Annotated in this window: 17 protein-coding genes; 10 read left to right on the top strand and 7 right to left on the bottom strand. The window is 62.6% G+C overall.

The annotated features are described in order from the left end of the window. Positions 1 to 2: 2 nt before the first annotated feature. The 4 genes from QO014_RS06875 (at position 3) to QO014_RS06860 (ending at position 4,125) form a co-directional block, all read left to right on the top strand. Positions 3 to 977 carry a rhizopine catabolism ABC transporter substrate-binding protein gene (locus tag QO014_RS06875; RefSeq protein ID WP_266347937.1) on the top strand — a complete coding sequence of 325 codons (975 nt, stop codon included), beginning with the start codon at positions 3 to 5 and terminating at the stop codon, positions 975 to 977. A 65-nt stretch (positions 978 to 1,042) separates the two neighbouring features. Beyond that, positions 1,043 to 2,176, top strand: a complete 1,134-nt coding sequence (locus tag QO014_RS06870; protein ID WP_266347936.1) for an ABC transporter permease — start codon at positions 1,043 to 1,045, stop codon at positions 2,174 to 2,176. Continuing rightward, positions 2,176 to 2,982 carry an ATP-binding cassette domain-containing protein gene (locus QO014_RS06865; protein ID WP_370877117.1) on the top strand — a complete coding sequence of 269 codons (807 nt, stop codon included), beginning with the start codon at positions 2,176 to 2,178 and terminating at the stop codon, positions 2,980 to 2,982. The genes QO014_RS06870 and QO014_RS06865 overlap by 1 nt, the downstream gene beginning before the upstream one ends. A 33-nt stretch (positions 2,983 to 3,015) precedes the next feature. After that, complete coding sequence (locus QO014_RS06860; protein ID WP_266347934.1) at positions 3,016 to 4,125, top strand: Gfo/Idh/MocA family protein; 1,110 nt, start codon at positions 3,016 to 3,018, stop codon at positions 4,123 to 4,125. A gap of 86 nt (positions 4,126 to 4,211) precedes the next feature. Here the strand turns inward: QO014_RS06860 and QO014_RS06855 are convergent, their stop codons facing one another. Beyond that, positions 4,212 to 5,408 (bottom strand): ROK family transcriptional regulator, encoded by a 1,197-nt coding sequence (locus QO014_RS06855; protein ID WP_266347933.1) that lies wholly within the window; start codon positions 5,406 to 5,408, stop codon positions 4,212 to 4,214. 332 nt (positions 5,409 to 5,740) lie between these two features. On the opposite strand from QO014_RS06855, the gene QO014_RS06850 reads away from it, so the two are divergent. The 4 genes from QO014_RS06850 (at position 5,741) to QO014_RS06835 (ending at position 10,380) form a co-directional block, all read left to right on the top strand. Beyond that, the gene (locus QO014_RS06850; RefSeq protein WP_266348601.1) at positions 5,741 to 6,949 is read left to right on the top strand and encodes an ABC transporter substrate-binding protein; all 1,209 of its coding nucleotides are present in this window, start codon (positions 5,741 to 5,743) and stop codon (positions 6,947 to 6,949) included. Positions 6,950 to 7,053: 104 nt separating this feature from the next. Beyond that, positions 7,054 to 7,950 (top strand): carbohydrate ABC transporter permease, encoded by an 897-nt coding sequence (locus QO014_RS06845; protein ID WP_266347932.1) that lies wholly within the window; start codon positions 7,054 to 7,056, stop codon positions 7,948 to 7,950. Beyond that, positions 7,947 to 8,825: a carbohydrate ABC transporter permease gene (locus QO014_RS06840; protein WP_266347931.1), complete on the top strand. Its 879-nt coding sequence runs from the start codon at positions 7,947 to 7,949 to the stop codon at positions 8,823 to 8,825. Before QO014_RS06845 ends, QO014_RS06840 begins: the two co-directional genes overlap by 4 nt. A 34-nt stretch (positions 8,826 to 8,859) precedes the next feature. Next, positions 8,860 to 10,380 (top strand): DUF5060 domain-containing protein, encoded by a 1,521-nt coding sequence (locus tag QO014_RS06835; RefSeq protein ID WP_266347930.1) that lies wholly within the window; start codon positions 8,860 to 8,862, stop codon positions 10,378 to 10,380. A 79-nt stretch (positions 10,381 to 10,459) separates the two neighbouring features. On the opposite strand, the gene QO014_RS06830 is transcribed toward QO014_RS06835, so the two are convergent. From QO014_RS06830 to QO014_RS06810, 5 genes are all read right to left on the bottom strand, one after another. Beyond that, positions 10,460 to 11,638, bottom strand: a complete 1,179-nt coding sequence (locus tag QO014_RS06830; protein ID WP_266348600.1) for an alpha/beta hydrolase family protein — start codon at positions 11,636 to 11,638, stop codon at positions 10,460 to 10,462. 98 nt (positions 11,639 to 11,736) lie between these two features. Beyond that, on the bottom strand, positions 11,737 to 12,915 hold the full coding sequence (locus QO014_RS06825; protein WP_266347929.1) for an HlyD family secretion protein: 1,179 nt from the start codon (positions 12,913 to 12,915) through the stop codon (positions 11,737 to 11,739). A 106-nt stretch (positions 12,916 to 13,021) separates the two neighbouring features. Beyond that, a complete protein-coding gene (locus QO014_RS06820; RefSeq protein ID WP_266347927.1) occupies positions 13,022 to 13,567 on the bottom strand; it encodes a GNAT family N-acetyltransferase in 546 nt (181 codons plus the stop codon). Positions 13,568 to 13,595: 28 nt separating this feature from the next. Continuing rightward, entirely contained in the window at positions 13,596 to 14,774 is a 1,179-nt protein-coding gene (locus QO014_RS06815; RefSeq protein WP_266348599.1) for an alpha/beta hydrolase family protein, read from the bottom strand. A 177-nt stretch (positions 14,775 to 14,951) separates the two neighbouring features. After that, positions 14,952 to 16,265: an acetate and sugar kinases/Hsc70/actin family protein gene (locus tag QO014_RS06810; RefSeq protein WP_266347926.1), complete on the bottom strand. Its 1,314-nt coding sequence runs from the start codon at positions 16,263 to 16,265 to the stop codon at positions 14,952 to 14,954. A gap of 455 nt (positions 16,266 to 16,720) precedes the next feature. Between QO014_RS06810 and QO014_RS06805 the strand changes: the two genes are divergently transcribed. Beyond that, positions 16,721 to 17,545 (top strand): helix-turn-helix domain-containing protein, encoded by an 825-nt coding sequence (locus tag QO014_RS06805; protein WP_266347925.1) that lies wholly within the window; start codon positions 16,721 to 16,723, stop codon positions 17,543 to 17,545. A gap of 439 nt (positions 17,546 to 17,984) precedes the next feature. Here the strand turns inward: QO014_RS06805 and QO014_RS06800 are convergent, their stop codons facing one another. Next, on the bottom strand, positions 17,985 to 18,596 hold the full coding sequence (locus QO014_RS06800) for a cadmium resistance transporter (protein WP_266347924.1): 612 nt from the start codon (positions 18,594 to 18,596) through the stop codon (positions 17,985 to 17,987). Between the two features lie 67 nt (positions 18,597 to 18,663). On the opposite strand from QO014_RS06800, the gene QO014_RS06795 reads away from it, so the two are divergent. Next, positions 18,664 to 20,031, top strand: a complete 1,368-nt coding sequence (locus QO014_RS06795; RefSeq protein ID WP_266347923.1) for a TAXI family TRAP transporter solute-binding subunit — start codon at positions 18,664 to 18,666, stop codon at positions 20,029 to 20,031. Positions 20,032 to 20,043 lie beyond the last annotated feature (12 nt).

Below are 20,043 nucleotides of genomic sequence, written 5' to 3'. Positions count from 1 at the left end.
CCATGCGAAATATGTTCAAGGTCAGATGCCTGGCGGCCGCGGCGCTGCTCGCGACGGCATTCACGGGCGCCCTGCCGGCTTCGGCACAGCTGAAACCGGCCGCCGATGTCCGTATCGTCTTCGTGACGCACGGCCAGGCCAACGACAATTACTGGACCGTGGTCAAGAACGGCCTGACGGCGGCAGCCGCGGCGATCGGCGCCAAGGTCGACTATCAGGCGCCGACCACCTTCGACGTGGTCAAGATGGGCCAGATGATCGAGGCCGCCACGGCCTCCAAGCCGGACGGCCTCGTCGTGACAATTCCCGACGCTGCCGCCCTCGAAGCGCCGATCAAGGCGGCCAAGGCCGCCGGCATTCCGGTCGCCGTCATCGATACCGGCCTGGAACAGGTCAAGCCGTGGGGGCTCGATCTCTATATCGGCGGCGGCGCGGAATATCCGAACGGCCTCAATGCCGGCAAGCTGCTCGGCAAGTCCGGCGTGAAGGTCGCGATGTGCGTCAATCATGAAGTCGGCAATGTCAGCCAGGACGAGCGCTGCCGCGGCCTGACGGACGGGCTGAAGGAGACCGGCGGCAAGGTCGAGGTCGTCGCCGTCACGCTCGACCCGACGGAGGCGACGCGTCGTGTCGAAGCCTTCATGAGCTCGCACAAGGATGTCGACGGCATGGTGCTGCTCGGGACCTCACTGGTCGGGCCGATGCTTTCCATGCTCGACGAGCGTGGCATGGCCGGCAAGCTCAAGATCGGCGTCTTCGACCTTTCGCCGGAAGTGCTGGATGCGATCAGCGCGGGCACGATCCTCTTCGGCCTCGACAACCAGCAGGTGCTGATGGGCTATCTGCCGGTCGCCGTCCTGACCGCCAAGGCGATGTTCGGCACGATCCCGACCGACAACATCATCACGGGGCCGATGCTGGTCACCAAGGATACGGCCCAGGCCGTCAAGACACTGAGCCAGCAGGGCTTCCGCTAGGCGTCCGGGCGGCTGCAGCCGCGCTGCGGCCGCCCTGGGCTTCAGGCATAAACGGATATTCCATCATGACACATGATCTGGCATCGGATCCGGCTGCGGCCGCCGTCAGTGCGCAGAATGCGCGCGCCCGCCGTCGCGGTGGTTTCGCGGCCCGCATGCTGCGGCGGCCGGAACTGGGCGCGTTCGGGGCGACGATCTTCGTCTTCCTGTTCTTTGCCGTGACGGCAGGCGACAGTGGCCTGTTCAGCGTCCTCGGCATCACCAATTTCCTGCAGGTCTCCGCGCAGCTCGGCATCCTCTCGGCGGCCGTGGCGCTTCTGATGATCGGCGGCGAGTTCGACCTTTCGCTCGGATCGATGATCGGCTTTGCCGGCATCATCATCGGCATTTGCGTGGTCCAGTTCGGGCTGCCGATCTGGCTCTCGGTCATCATCACCTTCCTCGTGGCGATCGTCATCGGCGCGCTGAACGGGCTTCTGGTCACGCGCACGCGGCTGCCCTCCTTCATCGTGACGCTCGCGAGCTATTTCGTGCTGCGCGGCCTCAGCCTCGTGGTGACGCGCATGCTCACCGGCCGCACGCAAATCCCCTACATCACCAAGGATACGACCGAGGGCACCTTCGTCTCGCTGTTCGCCGGCAAGTTCGGCCGCGGCTTCTTCACCTGGCTCGGCCATATGGGCTGGATCGATCTCCGGCCCGACGGCCTGCCCGTCGTGCAGGGGCTGCCCATGTCGGTCGCATGGTGGATCGGCTTGACCGCGCTTGCGACGTGGATCCTCGTCCGGACGCGCTTCGGCAACTGGATCTTCGCCGTCGGCGGCGACATCGGCGCGGCGCGCAATGTCGGCGTGCCGGTCGAGAGGGTGAAGATCATGCTCTTCATCGGAACGGCCTGTGCCGCGACGCTGTTTGCGACGATCCAGGTGCTCGAGGCGGGATCGGCCGATGTTCTGCGCGGCACGCAGAAGGAGTTCGAGGCGGTGATCGCGGCCGTGATCGGCGGCAACCTGCTCACGGGCGGATATGGCTCGGCGATCGGCGCCATGTTCGGCTCGCTGATCTTCGGCACCGTGCAGATGGGCATCTTCTATACCGGCGTCGACAATGACTGGTTCATGGTCTTCCTCGGCCTGATGGTCCTGGTCGCCGTGCTCTTCAACAATTATGTGCGCCGCAAGGCGACGGAGGCGCGATGATGGCCGTGCTCTCGAAATCCGACCGGCCCCTGATCGAACTCGATCAGGTCGGCAAGCAGTTCGGCTCCGTCGTCGCCCTCAAGGACATCACCTTCGCCGCGCGCCCCGGCACGGTACATTGCCTGCTCGGCGACAATGGCGCCGGCAAGTCGACCCTGATCAAGATCCTGTCCGGGGTCCATCAGCCGACGGCCGGCGAAATGCGGATCGATGGCGAGCCGATCGTCCTCACCTCGCCGCGGCAGGCGCTCGACAAGGGCATCGCCACGGTGTTCCAGGATCTCGCCATGATCCCGCTGATGTCGATCACGCGGAACTTCTTCCTCGGTCGCGAGCCGACGAGAGGCAGATTCCTGCTGCGCCGGATCGACATGCGGCACGCCGACGAGATCGTCTATGAGCAGCTGTCGCAGATGGGGATCAATGTGCGCGATCCGCAGCAGGCGGTCGGCACGCTTTCGGGCGGCGAGCGGCAATGCGTGGCCATCGCGCGCGCCGTCTATCATGGCGCCCGCATTCTGATCCTCGACGAGCCGACATCGGCGCTCGGCGTGCATCAGGCCTCGATCGTGCTCCGCTACATCGCCCAGGCGCGCGAACGCGGCATTGGCGTGATCTTCATCACGCACAACATCCACCATGCCTATCCGATCGCCGACATGTTCACGCTGCTCAACCGCGGCAAGGCGCATGGCACCTTCGCCAAGTCCGAGATCAGCGAGGCCGAAGTGCTCGACCTCATGGCCGGCCGGCGCGATCTGAAGCATCTCGACGCCGAACTCGCGCGTCCCGCGCCGCAGGCCTGACCAGGCCTGCCGCACTCTTTCCCTGACAGGATCATGATGACGACAATGAAGCGGCTCAAGATAGGCGTCGCCGGCGGTGGCCTGATCGCCCAGGTCGAGCATATTCCAAACCTGCTGGCGCTTGCCGACCGATTTGAACTGGTGGCGGTCAGCGATCCCTCGGCCAAGGTCCGCGCGGGGCTTGCCAGTCGCTTCGGGGTCGTGACGGTCGCAGATGTGAGCGACCTTTTCGGCCTCGGGCTCGATGCCCTGCTGATCGCGACGCCCGATTCCTGGCATGGCGAAATTGCCGGCGCGACCCTCGAAGCGGGCCTCGCCGTCTTCTGCGAGAAGCCGCTCTGCTACGGCGTCGCCGAACTCGATGCGCTCGCTGAAACGCAGCGGCGCAGCGGCCGCGTGCTCCAGGTCGGCTATATGAAGCGCTTCGATCCGAGCTATGAGGCGGCCTGCCGCCGCATTGCAGGCAAAGGTGGCCAGCTCCGCTATCTCTCGGTCGAAGTCAACGATCCCGATGCCGGCCCCTTTGTCGGACACCACCCGCTCGTCGCGGCGGACGACGTTCCGCCCGCGCTGATCGAGGCGACCGGCGAGCGACGTCGGGCGCAGGTCGAGGCAGCGCTTGGATTCAAGCCGTCGCCGGTGCTGGCGCGTGGCTTCGCGGCCTCCTATTGCTCGGCGCTCGTGCATGACGTGAACGCGGTGCACGGCCTTCTCGACGTCATGGGGCTCGCGGCCGGCGCCGTGCGCGGCGCGGCGATCTTCGCAGGCGGCGTCGGCTCGCAGGGCACGGTCGATCTGCGCGACGGCGCGGCGCTCTGGACGATGACCCATGTCGAAATTCCGGGCGTTGCCGACTATCGCGAGCGCATCACGCTCTATTTCGAGGACGAGATCGTCGAGCTCGTGTTCCCGGCGCCCTATCTCAACCATCATCCGACGCGGCTCACGGTCCGCCGGACGGCGCATGGCGATCTCGAGCAACTGGATATCCGCTCGGGTTTCCGCGAACCGTTCGTGCTGGAGCTCGAATCCTTCTGGTCGGCCGTTGTCGAAGGCACGCCCCAGCGCAACACCATCGCCGACGCGCGTCGCGACCAGGCGCTGCTCGTCGAGCTGGCACGAGCCGCCGCCCGGCACGAATGAGGGCTGCCGCCGAGGATGTGGCGTCGGCCGACGCCCATCGCCCGGCCGACGAGTTGGAAGGCGAAAAGACCGCAATAATGAGTCGGCTAAGTCAGCCGGCCATGATGGCGTAGAACGAGCCCGACCGCGCCCATTGTGTTGTCGTTGTCGAGGAAGCGGCCGACCACGAAACGAGGCGCAAAGCCGTCGGATGTGCTCTGGCTCTTCGTCAGGGTGTAGCGCTCATAGCTGGTCTTCAGCGGTGCAAGCAGGATCTCGCCCGCCTCGGCGAGGCCGCCGCTGATGACGAAGAGGGGCGGGTTGAGGATGGTGCCGACCATGGCGAGCCCGCGCCCCGCGACCTCGCCGGCATCCTCGATCAGCCGCCTGTAGCCGATATCGCCGGCGAGGGCGCCCTTCACGACCTCCGCGAGGCTCGTCGTGCGCCTGAGCCGCTTCTCCGCGAGATCCGTGATGGCCGAGCCGCCGCAATAGAGCTCCAGGCAGCCCCGATTGCCGCAACGGCAGAGAGGCCCCTGCGGGTCGTGGACGATGTGTCCGAACTCGCCGGCCGTCCCGGCGGCCCCGGTCAGGATTCGCCCATTCGCGACGATCGCGCCGCCGACGCCGAGATCGAGCTTGAAGAGGACGAAATCCTCGACGTCGATGGCCGCGCCCCACATCATCTCGGCCAGCGCCGCGCAATGGCTCTCATTGTCGGCGAAGATCGGCTTCTGCAGCACGGGCTCGAACAGCGCGCGCAGATCGACGCCGACCCAGTTCGGCAGCATGGAGCCCGGCATGATCCGCCCGGCCGGCGAGATCGGCCCTGATACCGCAAAACCGACTCCGAGGAGGTTGGAGAACGGCAGGCTGTGTTCCTTGTAGAGATTGTCGATCGTGTGCTTCACCGACCGGATCACCCTGTCCGGCGCATAGTCCCGCTCGAACGGCATCGAAACGTCGGAAATGACGTTGTGGGCGACGTCGGCCAGGATGATCCTCACCTCCCTGAGGCCAAGCAGCACGCCGACTGAGGTTCCCGCCTCGGGATTGAGGGAATGGGCGAGTGCCGGCCGGCCGAGGCCGGGGCTGCGCGTCTCGACCTCCACCACCAGCGCCGACCGCCGCAGATCGCCCAGGATCGTCGAGACGGTCGAGCGGGCGAGGCCCGTCGTGCGGGCGATTTGCGAGGTGCTCACGGCGCCATGACCGCTCAGTGCCCGGACGACGCGGGCGACAGGCGTGTCAATCTGGCGCTCATTGAGCAGCCCCTTGAGATCGTCACCCAGCATATTCGCCATAGGCGTTGTCCACCCAGCCGTGAGAATTGTGTCGGCTATCGCATAATACGTTCGCGCTCGCACGGGAAGTGCGCTTGAAGCCGCAATATTTGTGTCGTCCAAGACGGAAGGCCGTCGGCCTGGATCCAAGGGGATCGCTTGAATCTGTTCGTTTACCGGTCTGGCTGGCAGAGGGTGCCGGGCGGTTCATCGAGCTATTTATGTCATGGATGACATAATCCATGCTTGACAGATATCCGCCAGCAAGCGCTATAAATACGCAACATTCGCAAAAAAAGTCGAAAGGGAGGAGCCCAATGACTTCGTTTTTGAATGCGGTTCGGATCAGTGCGATGGCCGGAACGCTGATGCTTGCGCCAAGCCTCGTCTCTGCGGAGACGATAACGCTGTGGACGCTGAATTTCAGTTCGCAGGCGGCCAACGACGCCTTCCAGAAGATCGCGGATGATTTCGCGGCCGCCAATCCCGGGTCGAAGGTCGAGATCGTGACCCGCGGCACCGACGACCATAAGACGGCGCTCCGCGTCGCGGCTGGTTCGGACAAGGGCCCGGATATCTATTTCAGCTGGGCCGGACTTGGCCTCGGCGGTGAATATATCAAGGCCGGATTGAGCCTGCCGCTCGACAAATACTATGCCGAATATAAATGGGACGACGAACTGATCCCTGCGGCGCTCTCTTTCTCCAAGATCTACCCGGGCGGCCGCCAGGGCGTGCCGTCGTCGTTCAAGGGCGAGGCCATCTACTACAACAAGGCCCTGTTCGCGAAGGCGGGCATTACCGAGCTGCCGAAGAATTACGACGAGCTGGTCGCCGATGCCGAAAAGCTCAAGGCGGCCGGAATTCCGGCGATCACCTTTGGCGGCACGGTCAACTGGCATGTGATGCGCCTCATGGACGTCATTCTCGAGTCGAAATGCGGCGCCGAGAAGCATGATGCGCTGATGGATATGAAGCTGGACTGGTCGACGGAAGCCTGCGCCGTCGAATCCTTCGCCGAACTCGACAAGTGGAGCAAGAATTACATTCTCTCGCCCTTCATGGGCATCGACAATGCGCAGTCCTTCAACCTGTTCGTCGCCGGGCGTGCGGCCATGGTGCTGGAAGGCGACTGGCTGGTCCAGCAGCTCTCCGAGGCGGGTAATCTCGACGACTACGATATTTTCCCGTTCCCGACCGGGACGAACCGGCTCTATGGCTTTGCCGAGTACAATTACGTGAGCACGAAGAGCAAGAACCCGGATCTTGCCGCGAAATTCCTGGACTATTTCATCTCCACGCCGGTGCAGCAGGAAGTTCTCGGAAAGTTCAGCCCGACGTCGATCAACAAGAACGTCGTCTATAAGGATCTTCGCCCGCTCGACCAGAAGTGGGTGGATATCTTCAATACGTACAGCCAGGTCTACATGAACGGCGACCAGGCCTTCCCGCTTGATGTGACGACCGAATATTTCCGCGTCATCAACGAGGTTGCGAGCGGAAACATGGCGCCTGCCGAAGCCGCCAAGCAGTTGCAGACCTTCATCGGTAATCGCGGCTAGGCTGCTGGACACCATGGCCGGCCTCCTCCTCGGGGAGGCCGGCTCTGTCTGCGCGTCGCAAGGCCGCGACGCCAGGCCGGAGGCGGCACGCGAAGGAATGGCCCATGACTCCCCGTAAAGTCCTGTCCGACGCTCGTTCACAGGCTGTATTGCTGCTCGCGCCGGCGCTGGTCATCTATCTGGTTTTCGCCATCTACCCGATGATCGACGTGGTGATCCTGAGCTTCCAGAAATGGAATGGGCTCGATCCGCACCGGCAGTTCGTCGGAACGGTCAACTATTCCGACATCTTCACCAAGGATCCGGTCTTCTGGGGTGCGTTCCGCAATACGGTGATCTGGACGATCCTCTCCGTGATCTTCCCGCCGATCATCGGCCTCGCCCTCGCCCTCGGCCTCAACCAGCCGATCTTCGGGCGGAACACGCTCAGGGCCGTCTATTACCTGCCCGTGATCATCGCGCCGATCGCCGTCGCGACGATGTGGCGCTGGATGTACGACCCCTTTTTCGGCCTGTTCGGCGAGGTGCTCGGCATGCTCGGGCTGCAATCCTGGAACCAGGACTGGCTCGGCAATCGCAACATCGCCCTCTATTCCGCCTTCGTCGCCCATCTCTGGCAATCGGTCGGCTTCTCGATGGTGCTGTTCCTCGCCGGACTGCAGGGCGTCAACAAGACGCTGATCGAAGCGGCGCGCATCGACGGCGCCGGGCGCTGGAACGTCTTCCGCCACGTGACCATGCCGGCGCTCAAGACGACGATCACCATCGTGCTGGTGCTCTCGATCATCTCGTCGCTGAAGGCCTTCGACATCGTCTATGGCCTGACTGGCGGCGGCCCGGCGCAGTCGACGCAGATGCTGGCGCTCTGGGCGTTCACCCAGTCGATGCAGATCTTCGACTTCGGTCGCGGCAGCGCCATTTCCGTCGTCCTGCTGCTGATCACCCTCGCCGTCGTCGTTCCCTATCTGCGCTGGTCGCAGAAGCGTGAGGAGTTTCAATGATGGCCGCTTCCCTCGCCGTCATGAGCGAAGACGCCACTGATCGCAGGCCCCAGCGCGACTGGGTCCTGGTCGGGCTCTGGATCGCGCTCGTCGTGGTCGCGATCGTCTGGATCGCGCCCTTCGTGTTCATCGTCTTCACTTCGTTCAAATCCACCGCGCAGGTGATGTCCACCAGTGCCTTCGCGCCGCCGCTCTCACCACGTTTCGCCAATTTCTCGGACGCCTGGGCGCGGGGCCGGTTCGGCACGACGGTCTTCAACAGCGCCATCATCACGCTGATCAAGGTGCCGCTCGGCCTCTTCATCTCGTCGATGGCCGCCTATGCGCTGGCGCGGATCTCCTTTCCCGGCGCGAAGCTCCTGCTTCTGGCGATCCTGTTCGGCACGATGATCCCGTTTCAGGTGATGCTGGCGCCGCTGTTCACGCTGGTGAACAGTTTCGGCCTGATCGACACCTATCCCGGCGTCATCCTGCCTTATCTCGCCTTCGGCGTTCCGTATCAGGTCTTCATCCTGCACGGCTTCTTCCGCGGCATTCCTGTCGAGCTCAGCGAGGCGGCCCGCATCGACGGCGCATCGCACTTCGTGATCTTCACGCGCATCTTCCTGCCGCTGTCGCTGCCGGTTCTGGCGGCACTGCTGATCATCGATTTCGTGGCGACGTGGAACGAGTTCGCCATGGCGCTCGTCCTGCTGCAGGACCGCAACATGTGGACCCTGCCGCTCGGCCTCTCGGCCTTCCAGGGACAGTTCTCGCGCGATTACGGCCAGCTCAACGCCGCGATCGTCATGACCGTCCTGCCGGCGACGATCGTCTACCTGATCTTCCAGCGCTATTTCGTGTCGGGTCTCACATCCGGCGCCGTCAAGGGCTGAAGCCCCGTCTTTCCTCCGTCAGTGAAGCATGGATATGTCGAACCAGACTGTTGCCAAGTGGGATGTCTTCGAAGCGGTCCTCGAGGGCCCCTCATCAGGCAATCCGTTCATCGAGGTCTCGCTCGAGGCCGTTTTCAGCCAGCGCAGCCGTACGGTGCGCGTGCCGGGCTTTTATGATGGCGACGGCGTCTACAAGGTCCGCTTCATGCCGGATAATGAGGGCGAGTGGTCCTATGTGACGCGCTCGTCGGCTGCGGAACTCGATGGCCGTGAGGGGAGCTTCACCGCGTCGGCGCCCCGGACGGGCAATCGCGGCCCCGTGCATGTCAGCGAGCGCTATCATTTCGCCTATGCCGATGGCTCGCCCTATCTGCCGTTCGGCACCACCTGCTATGCCTGGACGCATCAGCCGCTGGAACTGCAGGCGACGACGCTCGAAACGCTCAAGAAGACGCGCTTCAACAAGCTGCGCATGGGCGTGTTTCCGAAGGATTATCCCTTCAACGTCAACGAGCCGCTGCACGACGTCTATCATCGCGATATCGAGGGCGAGCTCGATTTCGACCGGCCCAATCCCGAGAGCTTTCGCCATTTCGAGAACCAGGTGAAGGCGCTCGGCGATCTCGGCATCGAGGCCGACATCATCATCTTCCACCCCTATGATCGCTGGGGCTATTGCGACATGAGTGCGGAGCAGGACTACCGCTATGTCGCCTATCTCGTCGCGCGCCTCGCCGCCTATCGCAATGTCTGGTGGTCGCTCGCCAACGAATATGACTTCCTGCTCAATTCCAAGCCGATGGAGCTGTGGGATCGCACGTTCCAGATCATTGAGGAGAATGATCCCTACCGGCATTTGAAGTCGATCCACAATGGCGACGTCAACGCCAATTATGATCATCGCAAGCCCTGGGTCAGCCATGTCTGCATCCAGAACTGGGATGTGAAGCGGACCCAGGAATGGCGCGAGGCCTATGGCAAGCCGGTCATCAACGACGAGCCGGAATATGAGGGCAACATCATGCTCTCATGGGGTAATATCTCGGCCGCCGAGCTGGTGCATCGCTACTGGATCACGCTGCTGCGCGGTGGCTATGCCGGCCATGGCGAGACCTTCATGCATCCCGAGGACATCCTCTGGTGGGCGAAGGGCGGCGTCCTGCATGGCGAGGCCTGGCAGCGGATCGGGTTCCTGCGCGATCTGCTCGAGGAGGATGTCGCCTCCGGCCTGACGCCTATCTCCGGTGCTGCGAACTGGCCGTGGAGCCGCGTGTCCGGCGCCAAGGACGGTGACGTCACTTATATCTATCTGGGCGAACATCAGCCGGTCATCTGGGCGCCGGGCCTGCCGCAGGAGCCCGGCGACTATGAGGTCGATATTATCGATACCTGGAACATGACCGTGACGCCGGCGACGATCGTCGACGCGCCCGCCAATCATCCAACCCGCCATGGTGCCGCCGTCCGCCAGCGGCGACCGGATGCGGCCTTCGCGGTGGAACTGCCCGGCAAACCGCATCTCGCAATCCGCGTCCGCCCGAAGCGCTCGGTCTGACGCCGCACACATGCGCGAATGGAGCCGGCAGCAGTTATTGCGATCCCGGCTCCACTCCCAAGGCAGGTCTATTGGCGCTTCACTGGCCGTCGAACCATTTCTTCCACAGGGGAACGGCTGTGGCGAAGGTGCCGCGGTGGTCGGTTGGGCCTGTCGAGATGGCTTCGACCCGGTTGTTGCCGCCGCCAATGCCCTGCTGGTAGGTCATGACCAGCCTGGCGAGCCCGACCGAGACGACCTCGTCTGCTTCGCCATAGTAATTGTGAACCGGCGTCTTGATGATCCAGCGATAGGCCTGCGTCGCAAGCGCGATCTTGCCATAGGCGGAATTGGCGAAGAAGTCCGGGTCGAAATAGTCTGAACGGATCAGCTTCCTGAGGTCGGTCGGAATATCTTCAAAAGCGTAGGGCTGGCGCTCATAGACCTTCCTGGCGAGATCATAATAACCGTCGGCGATGACGGAGCGCGCGAGGCCCGGCAGGCCGTAATAGTTCTCGAAAGAGAAGGCCGAGAGAATATAGAGAAGATTGGCGGACGGAGCGTCGTTCTTCCTGGGGAAGTCGAGAAAGCCGCTGAGGAGCGAATAGACGTCGGCCGGTCCGCTCGCCGTCGCCGCGCCATCGATCTTGACGTCGACCTTCTCCAGCCGCTCGAGGAAGGCCATGGTGGCGAAGCCGCCTTGCGACCAGCCACCGATGAAGAGCTTGCCGGTCGAGAGCTTCATCTGGTCGAGCACGGCCTGCGCCGCCTTCAGCATGTCGAAGCTCGCCTGCTGCTGGCTGGCGATGACGCCGAAGCCTTCGGGCTCGGTCGACGAGCCCATGCCGAAATAATCGGCGCCGATCACGACATAACCCTGGCCGGCGAACTGCGCGATGATCAGCTGCGTCTCGGGCGACTGGTCCGGGAAGGACGGCACCTGGGTCTTCAGATAGACCGAACCATGCTGATAGGACATGACGGGAAAGCTGGTCGCGTCCGTCTCCGGCACGGCGAGCAGGCCGGTCGCCATGATCGGCTTGTTGTTCTTCTCCGGCACGATGGAGGAATAGGTCACGCGATAGAGCCGAACGGCATTCGTCGCCGGCGTATACGTTACGGCGATATCGAACACCTTCGGCGCGTCGACCGTCAGGATCTGGTTGAGTTTGTCGACGTCCCAGCGGCCGATCAGTTCATAGCTCACCCCGGAGGGAACGGTGATCGGCGCCGCTTCATCCGCCCGCGCCGAGCCCGCGCTTGCGATCATGACGACCATGGCGGCGAAGGCGGAGACGAACCCGACCAGGCGGGAAAGAGCCGATCGGGCGTCGCGCAAATCGCCGACAGGACCGATGGCGTGACAAGCGAGGGCGTTCATGGCTGGCCCTCCGCCGTCGCGCCGGCAGCGCCCACCGTCTGGCCCTGAGCCAGCAAGGTCGCGAGATCGCCCAGGCCGACGGCCCCTGCGGGCGTGTCGGGGGCGAGCGCTATGCGGACGAGATAGACGATGCTGCCGGGAATGAAATAGGCGACGGTATCATCGTCGAAGAAGAGGTTCCTCGCCTCGGCCCTGGAAAGCGGCGTCTTCGAAATCGATCGGATCGTGCCGGAGAGCGGCCGGTCCAGATCCTTCCTCGCACGGGCAGGAGCGAGCGAGACGGTCATCCCCGCCTTGAGCTGTGGCACATCGGCGATATCGACAAAGGCATAGGCCTGCAGCGTCGGATTGGCGTTCGACAGCGTCATCAGCACATCCTTGGCATCGATCGACGCGCCGCGCGTGACGAAGATCGAATTGACGATCCCATCGCTCGGCGCGCGGATGGTGCGCAGATATTCGTACTGGGTTTCGAGTTCGCCGAGCGCGATGCGCTGATCCTCGATCTGGCGCGCCAGGGGAGAGAACTGCTCGTAGCGCTGCTGCTGCATCTGGGCGATGCGCGAATCGACCTCAAGCAGGGCGAGCTTCTGCTTCATCAATTCGTTGACGCTCTGGTCATATTGCACCTGGGCCTGGAAGGTCGAACCACTGGTCTCCAGTCCCTTGCTGCGGAGCTCGGTCTTGCCGTCGAGGATTTTCCGATAGCCGTCGCGCTCGTTCTCGATCGTCGTGATCGCTTCGCCGATCTGCCGGCGGCGCTCGCCCTCGAGCGTCAGGATCGCGCTCTCATACTGGTTCGCGAGCCCGGTAAGCTCCTGCAGATAGTCGCTGCGCCGCTGGAGCGATGATTTCGTCGTGGCGATCTTCTCGTCGAGAAGCGGCGACCGCAGCGTCAGCAGAATCTGTCCCTTGGTCACCACCTCGTCCGGCCCGATCCTGATGTCCTCGACGATAGCGGGACCCGCGGAATAGATCGGGCGGACGACGTCGAAATCAGGAGCGTCGGGCAGGAAGATTGCCCGTGCCTTGATCTCGGGCAGGCTCGAGGCGGCAGGTGCCCCGAAAGACGGCATAGGCAGCAAGGACAATGCGAGCGTGGCGAACAGGCCGGCGGACAGCCTCCGCCATGCCGCGCCGCGATGAAACTTTGCCGACATCATCGACTGCGCCATGAGTGGCTCTCCAATGAGCAAGACGGGCCGTGTCCGGCCGCGCCGAGGGATGGTTCCGGCGCGTCGCGAAATTGCGCATGCGGCCGGATCGGGCGTGGTGGGCGCGTCAGAGTGCGCGCTCCATGAAGAGCCAGAAGGGCAGAAGCTGCGGCGGCGGCTCGGCCCCTTCATAGGGCTCGCGAAGCGAGAAGCCGGCAGCCCGGTATATCTTCTGGGCTGATTTCATGAAAACCGCTGTGTCGAGCCTGAGAATCCCGTAGCCGAGCTGGCCCGCCTCGTCGACAAGATGGCTGACCGTCTGAAAGCCGAGGCCCTGGCCGCGAAAAGCCGGGCGCGTGAAGATGCGGACGATCTCGGCCGTGCCATCGGGAAGGCGCCGCAGTCCGCCCATCGCCATGATCTGGCCGGCGGCGTTCCTTCGGGCATAGATGCCGCCATCCTCCGGCCCGATCCGGCCGGCGATTTCAGCCGTGTGCCGGACATAGTCGGCAACGCCCATTCCGACCATGTCCGGAATGGACAGGTTGCAGAACCGGACGATCTCTCCATTCATCCAGTCGAAATAGTCCTGCGTGATCGCAATGAAGTCGTCCCGAATGGCCGTTGCCTGCAGGTCCATGCGGTCGAATGGCAGAGGATCGGAGCCCGGCATGCCGGGCTCCACGTCTCGCGAAGGCGAATTACTGTCCATCGAACCACTTCTTCCAGAGAGGAACGGCCGTCGCGAAGGTACCGCGGTGGTCGGTTGGGCCGGTCGAGATGGCCTCGACCCGGTTGTTGCCGCCGCCAATGCCCTGCTGGTAGTTCATGACCAGCTTGCCGAGCCCGACAGAGACGATCTCGTCGGCCTCGCCATAGTAGTTGTGAACCGGCGTCTTGATGATCCAGCGATAGGCCTGCGTCGCCAGCGCGATCTTGCCGTAAGCGGAGTTGGCGAAGAAATCAGGATCGAAATATTCCTGACGGATCAGCTTCGTCAGATCAGTTGGAATGTCGGAGGCGTTATATTGCTGCCGCTCATAGACCTTCTTGGCGAGGTCGTAATATTCGTCGGTTATGACCGTGCGCGCAAGGCCCGGTATGTCGTAGTAATTCTCGAAGGAGAAGGCCGACAGAATATAGAGCACGTTGACCCACGTCGCGTCGTTCTTGCGCGGGAAATCGATGAAGCCGCTGAGGAGCGAGTAGATGTCCGCCGGACCGCTAGCGGTGGCCGCTCCGTCGACCTTGACGCCGACCTTCTCCAGCCGCTCGAGGAAGGCCATGGTGACGAAGCCGCCCTCCGACCAGCCGCCGATGAAGAGCTTGCTGGTCGAGATCTTCATCTGGTCGAGCACGGCCTTCGATGCCCTCAGCATGTCGAAGGTCGCCTGCTGCTGGCTGGCCATGACGCCATAGCCTTCCGGCTCGGTCGACGAGCCCATGCCGAAATAGTCGGCGCCGATCACGACATAGCCCTGGCCGGCGAACTGCGCGATCATCAGCTGCGTCTCGGGCGACTGGTCCGGGAAGGACGGCACCTGGGTCTTCAGATAGACGGTGCCGTGCTGGTAGGACACCAGCGGGAAGCTGGTCGCATCCGTTTCCGGCACGGCGAGCAGGCCCGTCGCCACGATCGGCTTGTTGCTCTTCTCCGGCACGACGGAGGAATAGGTGACCCGATAGAGCCGGACGGCATTCCGGGCCGGCGTGTAGGGTACGGAGATCGCGAAGAATTTCGGCGCGTCGACGGTCAGGATCTGGTTGAGCTTGTCGACGTCCCAGCGGCCGATCAGCTCATAGCTCACCCCGGAGGGAACGGCGATCGAGGTCATCTCCGCGGCCCGGACCGGACCCGGGCTCGCGATCGTGATGACCATGGCGGCAGCAAAGGCTGCGAGAATACCGAAACGACGCAACATCTGAATCTCCTGCCGGCGGTTCCGGCTCTGTGCCGCTGGTGGGCGGCAGGTGGTCTCGCCTCTTTGCAAGGCTATCGTCGGCAAGGCGGCTTCGGGACAGGAACGGATGCCGTCCGGCGTCCATCCGCACTCGCGCTATCGGGCGTATTTCTGCAGCAGATACCCCTTCGTCCTTGAAATTGAGCCGGCCGCCTTTCCGTCGACGACGATCTGGTCGGCAATCGTCGTCTTGAACCGCTCCGGATTCTGACGAAACAGCCCGCTCGGTCCATAAAGGAGCGCGTCGATATAGGCTGCGGACGCGCAGGCGCGCTGTTCGAACTTCTGGCTGATCCTGAAATTGCCGACGGCGTTGGCGGGAACGCATTTCGCCGCCACGGCATCCGCCAGGCTGGATGGATCGGGCAACTGAGGCGTCGCGCCGATTTGCTCATAGGCGTAGCGAACGGCAGCGATGCCGTAGAAGGGGCTCGTGCTGTTGGCGACGACGGGATCGCCCAATTCGGCCAAGCGCTTCTCGATGAGCGCCGAATAGCTGGCGCGGCACTGCGTAGCGTCGAATATTGCCGGCCCCGTGATCCGGACGAGCTTGCCGCCGATCAGGTCACCGGAATCATCGGTCGGCTGCATGCCGGTCGGAAAGCAGTGTGCTCCTCCATTAGCGGGCGGGTCTTGCTGCCGCATCGTCCGACGGGCATCGTCGATCCCGAGCCCGATATAGGTGCGATCGAAGACTGAGAAGGTCTTGCCGTTGATCGTGACCGCGTAGACGTTCCTGGCCGGATCCGGCGTGGCTGTCGTCGGATAGCTGACCTGCATGGAGGAGCCGCCGACCTCGACGATCCCAACCGGCGCCTTGTCCGTGCGGAAAGCGTCGCGATAGCGGTCGTTCAGGTCGATCCAGGTCCACAGACCTTCCTCGGCGCTGCCATCGGTGGTGCGGATTTCTCCGGCCGCGAAGCCCTTCTGCGTGATGAAGTGGCGGATGCCGTCGTAAAAGGCGTCCACGTCCGATTGGTCATGCGTGCCGATCGGCTTCAATGCGCTGCGCATGCCCGCGGTGGCCAGAAGGTCGATGACGACGTCGCGATCCTGAACGCCACGGGCCTTCAGCGTCGGCGCGACCGCGTCCAGAAGCGGCCCGATCAGAGCCTCTCCCACGGCGTCCGGACCGAGATCCTTCTTCGGCCCGCCGACATGGTCGAGAAAATCGTCGATGCCTTCGTCGCCGGCGACACCCTTGTGCTTCGCGATCTCCTTGATCACCGGGTACGGACCCGGGGTGATTTCATAGAGGGAGATGCGCGTTCCGCTGCTGCCCGCGTCGATAACGGCGGTGTAGACCGTCGCAGACGCCGCGGCAGCCGGCGAGAGCCCGACAGGCCCCGCCGCGAGCATCGCAGCGACGCTCAGGATCGCAGCAAGGGGGAACTTTGCTTCAAGCCTCATCGCTTTGCAGACTTTGCTCGGACGTGAACCATTCGTGCCAGGATTGAGCTCCTCAGAGCTGCAGGAGGATCGTGATCGAACTTGCCGCAGGCCAGGCTGCCGCGAACCATGGCCCTGGCGTCTTGCCCCTCGCGCACCGACGGCGCGTTCGGATGGCCCGTCCAAGACGCGCTCCGCGCGCTGCACTTCAAATTGCCGCGCGTGATCCCGGCAGCCAGTATCGATACGTTGAACCTAATGGGATCGACAATCGATTCCGTCAAAATAGATCAAATCAGCAAGCCTCTCGACATGGCAATGCCACGCAAGTGATCCGATTTTGTATGACATATTACCCGTTCTCCCCGCAGAACGTTTATGGTCCCGTTAAATGCAGGACAATATGGATTCTATTTCGATTTTTTCTATCAGAAACTTTAACAAGAGCGCAAAAACCTGCCGTAGAGCGCTTCAGCTTGGCCCTGTTGGCGAAGTGTGAGCAAAACAAAGCCGGCCTGCAGCAGGGTGTTTTTGCCCGTTCCAGGTCAAAGCATAAAGTCTACTTCGCGCGAAAGGAATTAGCCCCTCTCTATTTTGCGATCGAACTTATTCCAGGATGCGACGACTGCGCTATGACAAAAGCGTCCGCCATGATAACGAAAATATACGCCCATATACGCATCGAGAAACATTGGCCCATGAGTGAAATCGGCATCGGCGAGAAGCTCAGGATCTGGCGTCGTTCCAACGGCATCAAGCAGGATGCGATGGCGGCGGCACTCGGCGTGTCGCAGGCCACGGTATCGCGCTGGGAGAGTGGACGCGATATTCCCTCGATCGAGATATCGCGCCGGATAACGGATCTGATCGCAACGCAGATCCGCGACGAACTGGCGATCGAGAGCCGGTTCATCGAGAAATTGTCGTCGGTCCAGGCGATCTTCGATATCGACGGAATTCGTCTGCAGGCCGCCTCGTCGGGGTGCATCCGCGCGTGGCCGCTCTTTTCACGGCTCGCCGGGCGAGCCTTCGAGGCGAGGATGATCGGCGAAAGCCGCATCATCCTCGACGATGCGGAGACGAGAAGCAGTGTCGTCAGAGGCGATATCGCCATGATCGTCGGTGTCAGCACGCGCCATCTGGATCTGGAGGGCGACGCGCCGTTCAAGCATCGCTGGATCTCCCGCTTCTGGTTCCACGGCCACCGCGTCTTCACGACACTGGCCTATGAGCCATGCGACGCCGACACGCCCATCGGGATCGAACAGATCTTTCGCCTGGAAGACATCGCCAAGCGCTAGGCTGGTGCGCGGCTATCCATCGCTGCCGCAATACACGCCAGCGCGGTATTGAAGACATTGACGCACGCAATCGTCGCCGAGCTTGGCGTCACGGCAGCCGCCCGCGCCGTGCATTGCCGCCGCGATGCTGGGCAATAGCCAGTCTCGGCACGCGACGTCTGCATCACGACAAAATCGTCGGCCAGATCGATGAAAATATACGCCCATATACGCCGCCGGGAAGGTTTCCGGGTCCTCGAACGCATCCGGCATCGGCAGAAAAACTGTGGCTCTACAGTCCATTGGCCGAAATATGTGCGTGCATGGTGCGGATCGTGTCGATTGTCTCGCATGCGCAAAGGCGGGAGTTACGGCGCGGCGATGCGCTTGACGCGCTCGAGCGGTCAGTGCAACGCTCAAGGCGCAGAGACGCCATGAATTACTGTACCTCTCATTCGCGTCAAAGCAGCACTAAGGCGCCGGACAATATGTGAATTCCGATGGCAATCAGGACAAATGGAAGAATTTTGTGCCCGTAACGTCGGATATGATCGCCCAAAAGGCGATTATTTACTATGAGGTGCCCCATAAAGCACCATAACAGCGTCATCGCGGCGAAGACGGCGACAAAAAGCGGTATCCACGACGATCCGCTTGCGAAGAGGGGGATGTATACGCCGAGATTGTCGCCGCCATTCGCGATCGTAACGCCGGCGATGGCCAATATCTGTGAGTGCCATGCCTGCTCCAGCTCGTGTTCCGCGCGGTCCGATTGCGCATCGTTGGCTGCGTCGTCCGACGGTCGCCGCAGCGCGATCAACTGCTTGATCCCCAGACCAAGCGGCACCACACCGAGCAGGGCGATCAGACCGGACGGCAAGGCAACGGCGAACCAGGCGGCCAGACAACTCACGAGGACCAGGGCGCCGATGCCAAGAAACTGGCCGATGACAATGGACCGTGGCCTGATCTTCCTGTCGGAAAAGAAGGCTGCCAGCAGGAAGATGTCATCGACATTTGTCGATATGAAGACAGCAATTGCTAGGGCGATATGCGTGTATAGTTCGCTCATTTAAGCCATTTCGTATGGTTTTATTCGATTCTGATCGCAACAATTCGGTATGGCGCGTGGCGTGTCAATGAATATATTCAATCATTTCAGGCTATATGCGCGGCATGATCTTGGTCGAGAGCTTTCGGTCTGGGGAAAGATCGGCCAGTTCTATCTGCCGGTTGCGATCGTTGTCGCGTTAGCTGCTGCGGCAACCTTCTTCTACGTCCAGCCCTTCCCGGGGCGCGACACCGTGCTCGCCACAGGACAGCGCGGCACGGTGACCGATCAGTTGGGCGAGGCCTTCGAGTCCTTCTTCAAGCGGAATGGCCTCACGCTTCAGATCGAGAGCCGAACGGGCCTCGACGAGATCGAGAACGACCTGCGGGACCCGGACTCCCGGGTCAATGCCAGCTTTGTGGTCTCGGGCGCGGGATCGCCGGCGGACTATCCCGCGCTCGTCTCGCTCGGCAATGTCGCCATCGCACCACTCTGGCTGTTCTATCGCGGCGACACGCTGAGCGTGGACGACCCGTTCGAATATTATCGCGACAAGCCGATCGCCATCGGCGCTCCGGGAACGGTGAGCCAGAAGCTGTTCAAGACACTGATGGAGCTCAATAATCCGGGGACGGGAGACAAGCCCAATTTCCTGAAGCTTCCGCATGCGGAGGCCGCCGACCGGCTCCTCGCCGGCGACATCGATGCGCTCTTCATCGTCGACGGATATAGCTCGCCCATCGTCCAGCGGCTGCTGCACAGCCCTGATATCAAGCTCATGAACTTTCCGCTCGTCGACGCCTATGTTCGGCGGCTTCCCTTCCTGCAGAAGGTCACCGTTCCCCGCGGCTCGATCGATATCAGCGAAGTCCAGCCCGCGGCGGATGTCGCGATGCTGGCGTCCGGCGTCAACCTGCTCGTCGAGAAGGATGTTCATCCGACGGTGCAGTGGGCCTTCCTGCTGGCCGCACGCGAACTCAATCTGAAGACCGACAATTTCTTTCCGTCCGCCGGAAATCTCCCCCAGTACAAGGATCGCGGCTTTCCGCTGAGTTCGGTCGCGACGCGCTTCTACACGAGCGGCGTGCCGTCATTCTTCGGCTACATGCCTTTCTGGCTCGCCTCGCTCCTGGAGAATGTCTGGGTCGTCCTGTTTGCCCTGTTCCTGCTGGCCCTGCCGATCTTCAAGAGGCTCATCGGCTATCGCGGCTTCGCTTCGCAGAAGCTGCTCTGGCTCCATTTCTGGGAGCTTCGCTATCTGGAAGACGAGCTCAAGGAAAGCCGCACGGCCGGGCAGGCCAGTGCCGTCCTCGAAGGCCTCAGGCATCTGGATGAACAGGTGGCCGCGACCTGGGTCGTGGACGATCAGATGCGCCACTACTTCAATCTACGGCGCTGCGTCGGTTCCGCAATTCAGGATGCGGGCAAGAAGATAGCCGACCTCGAAAAGGTCTGAATCCGTGAAACG

Source organism: Kaistia dalseonensis (assembly GCF_030814715.1).
GTDB lineage: Bacteria > Pseudomonadota > Alphaproteobacteria > Rhizobiales > Kaistiaceae > Kaistia > Kaistia dalseonensis.
The sequence above is the reverse complement of the archived record's forward strand: the minus strand, read 5'-3'. Positions and strand labels throughout refer to the sequence as shown.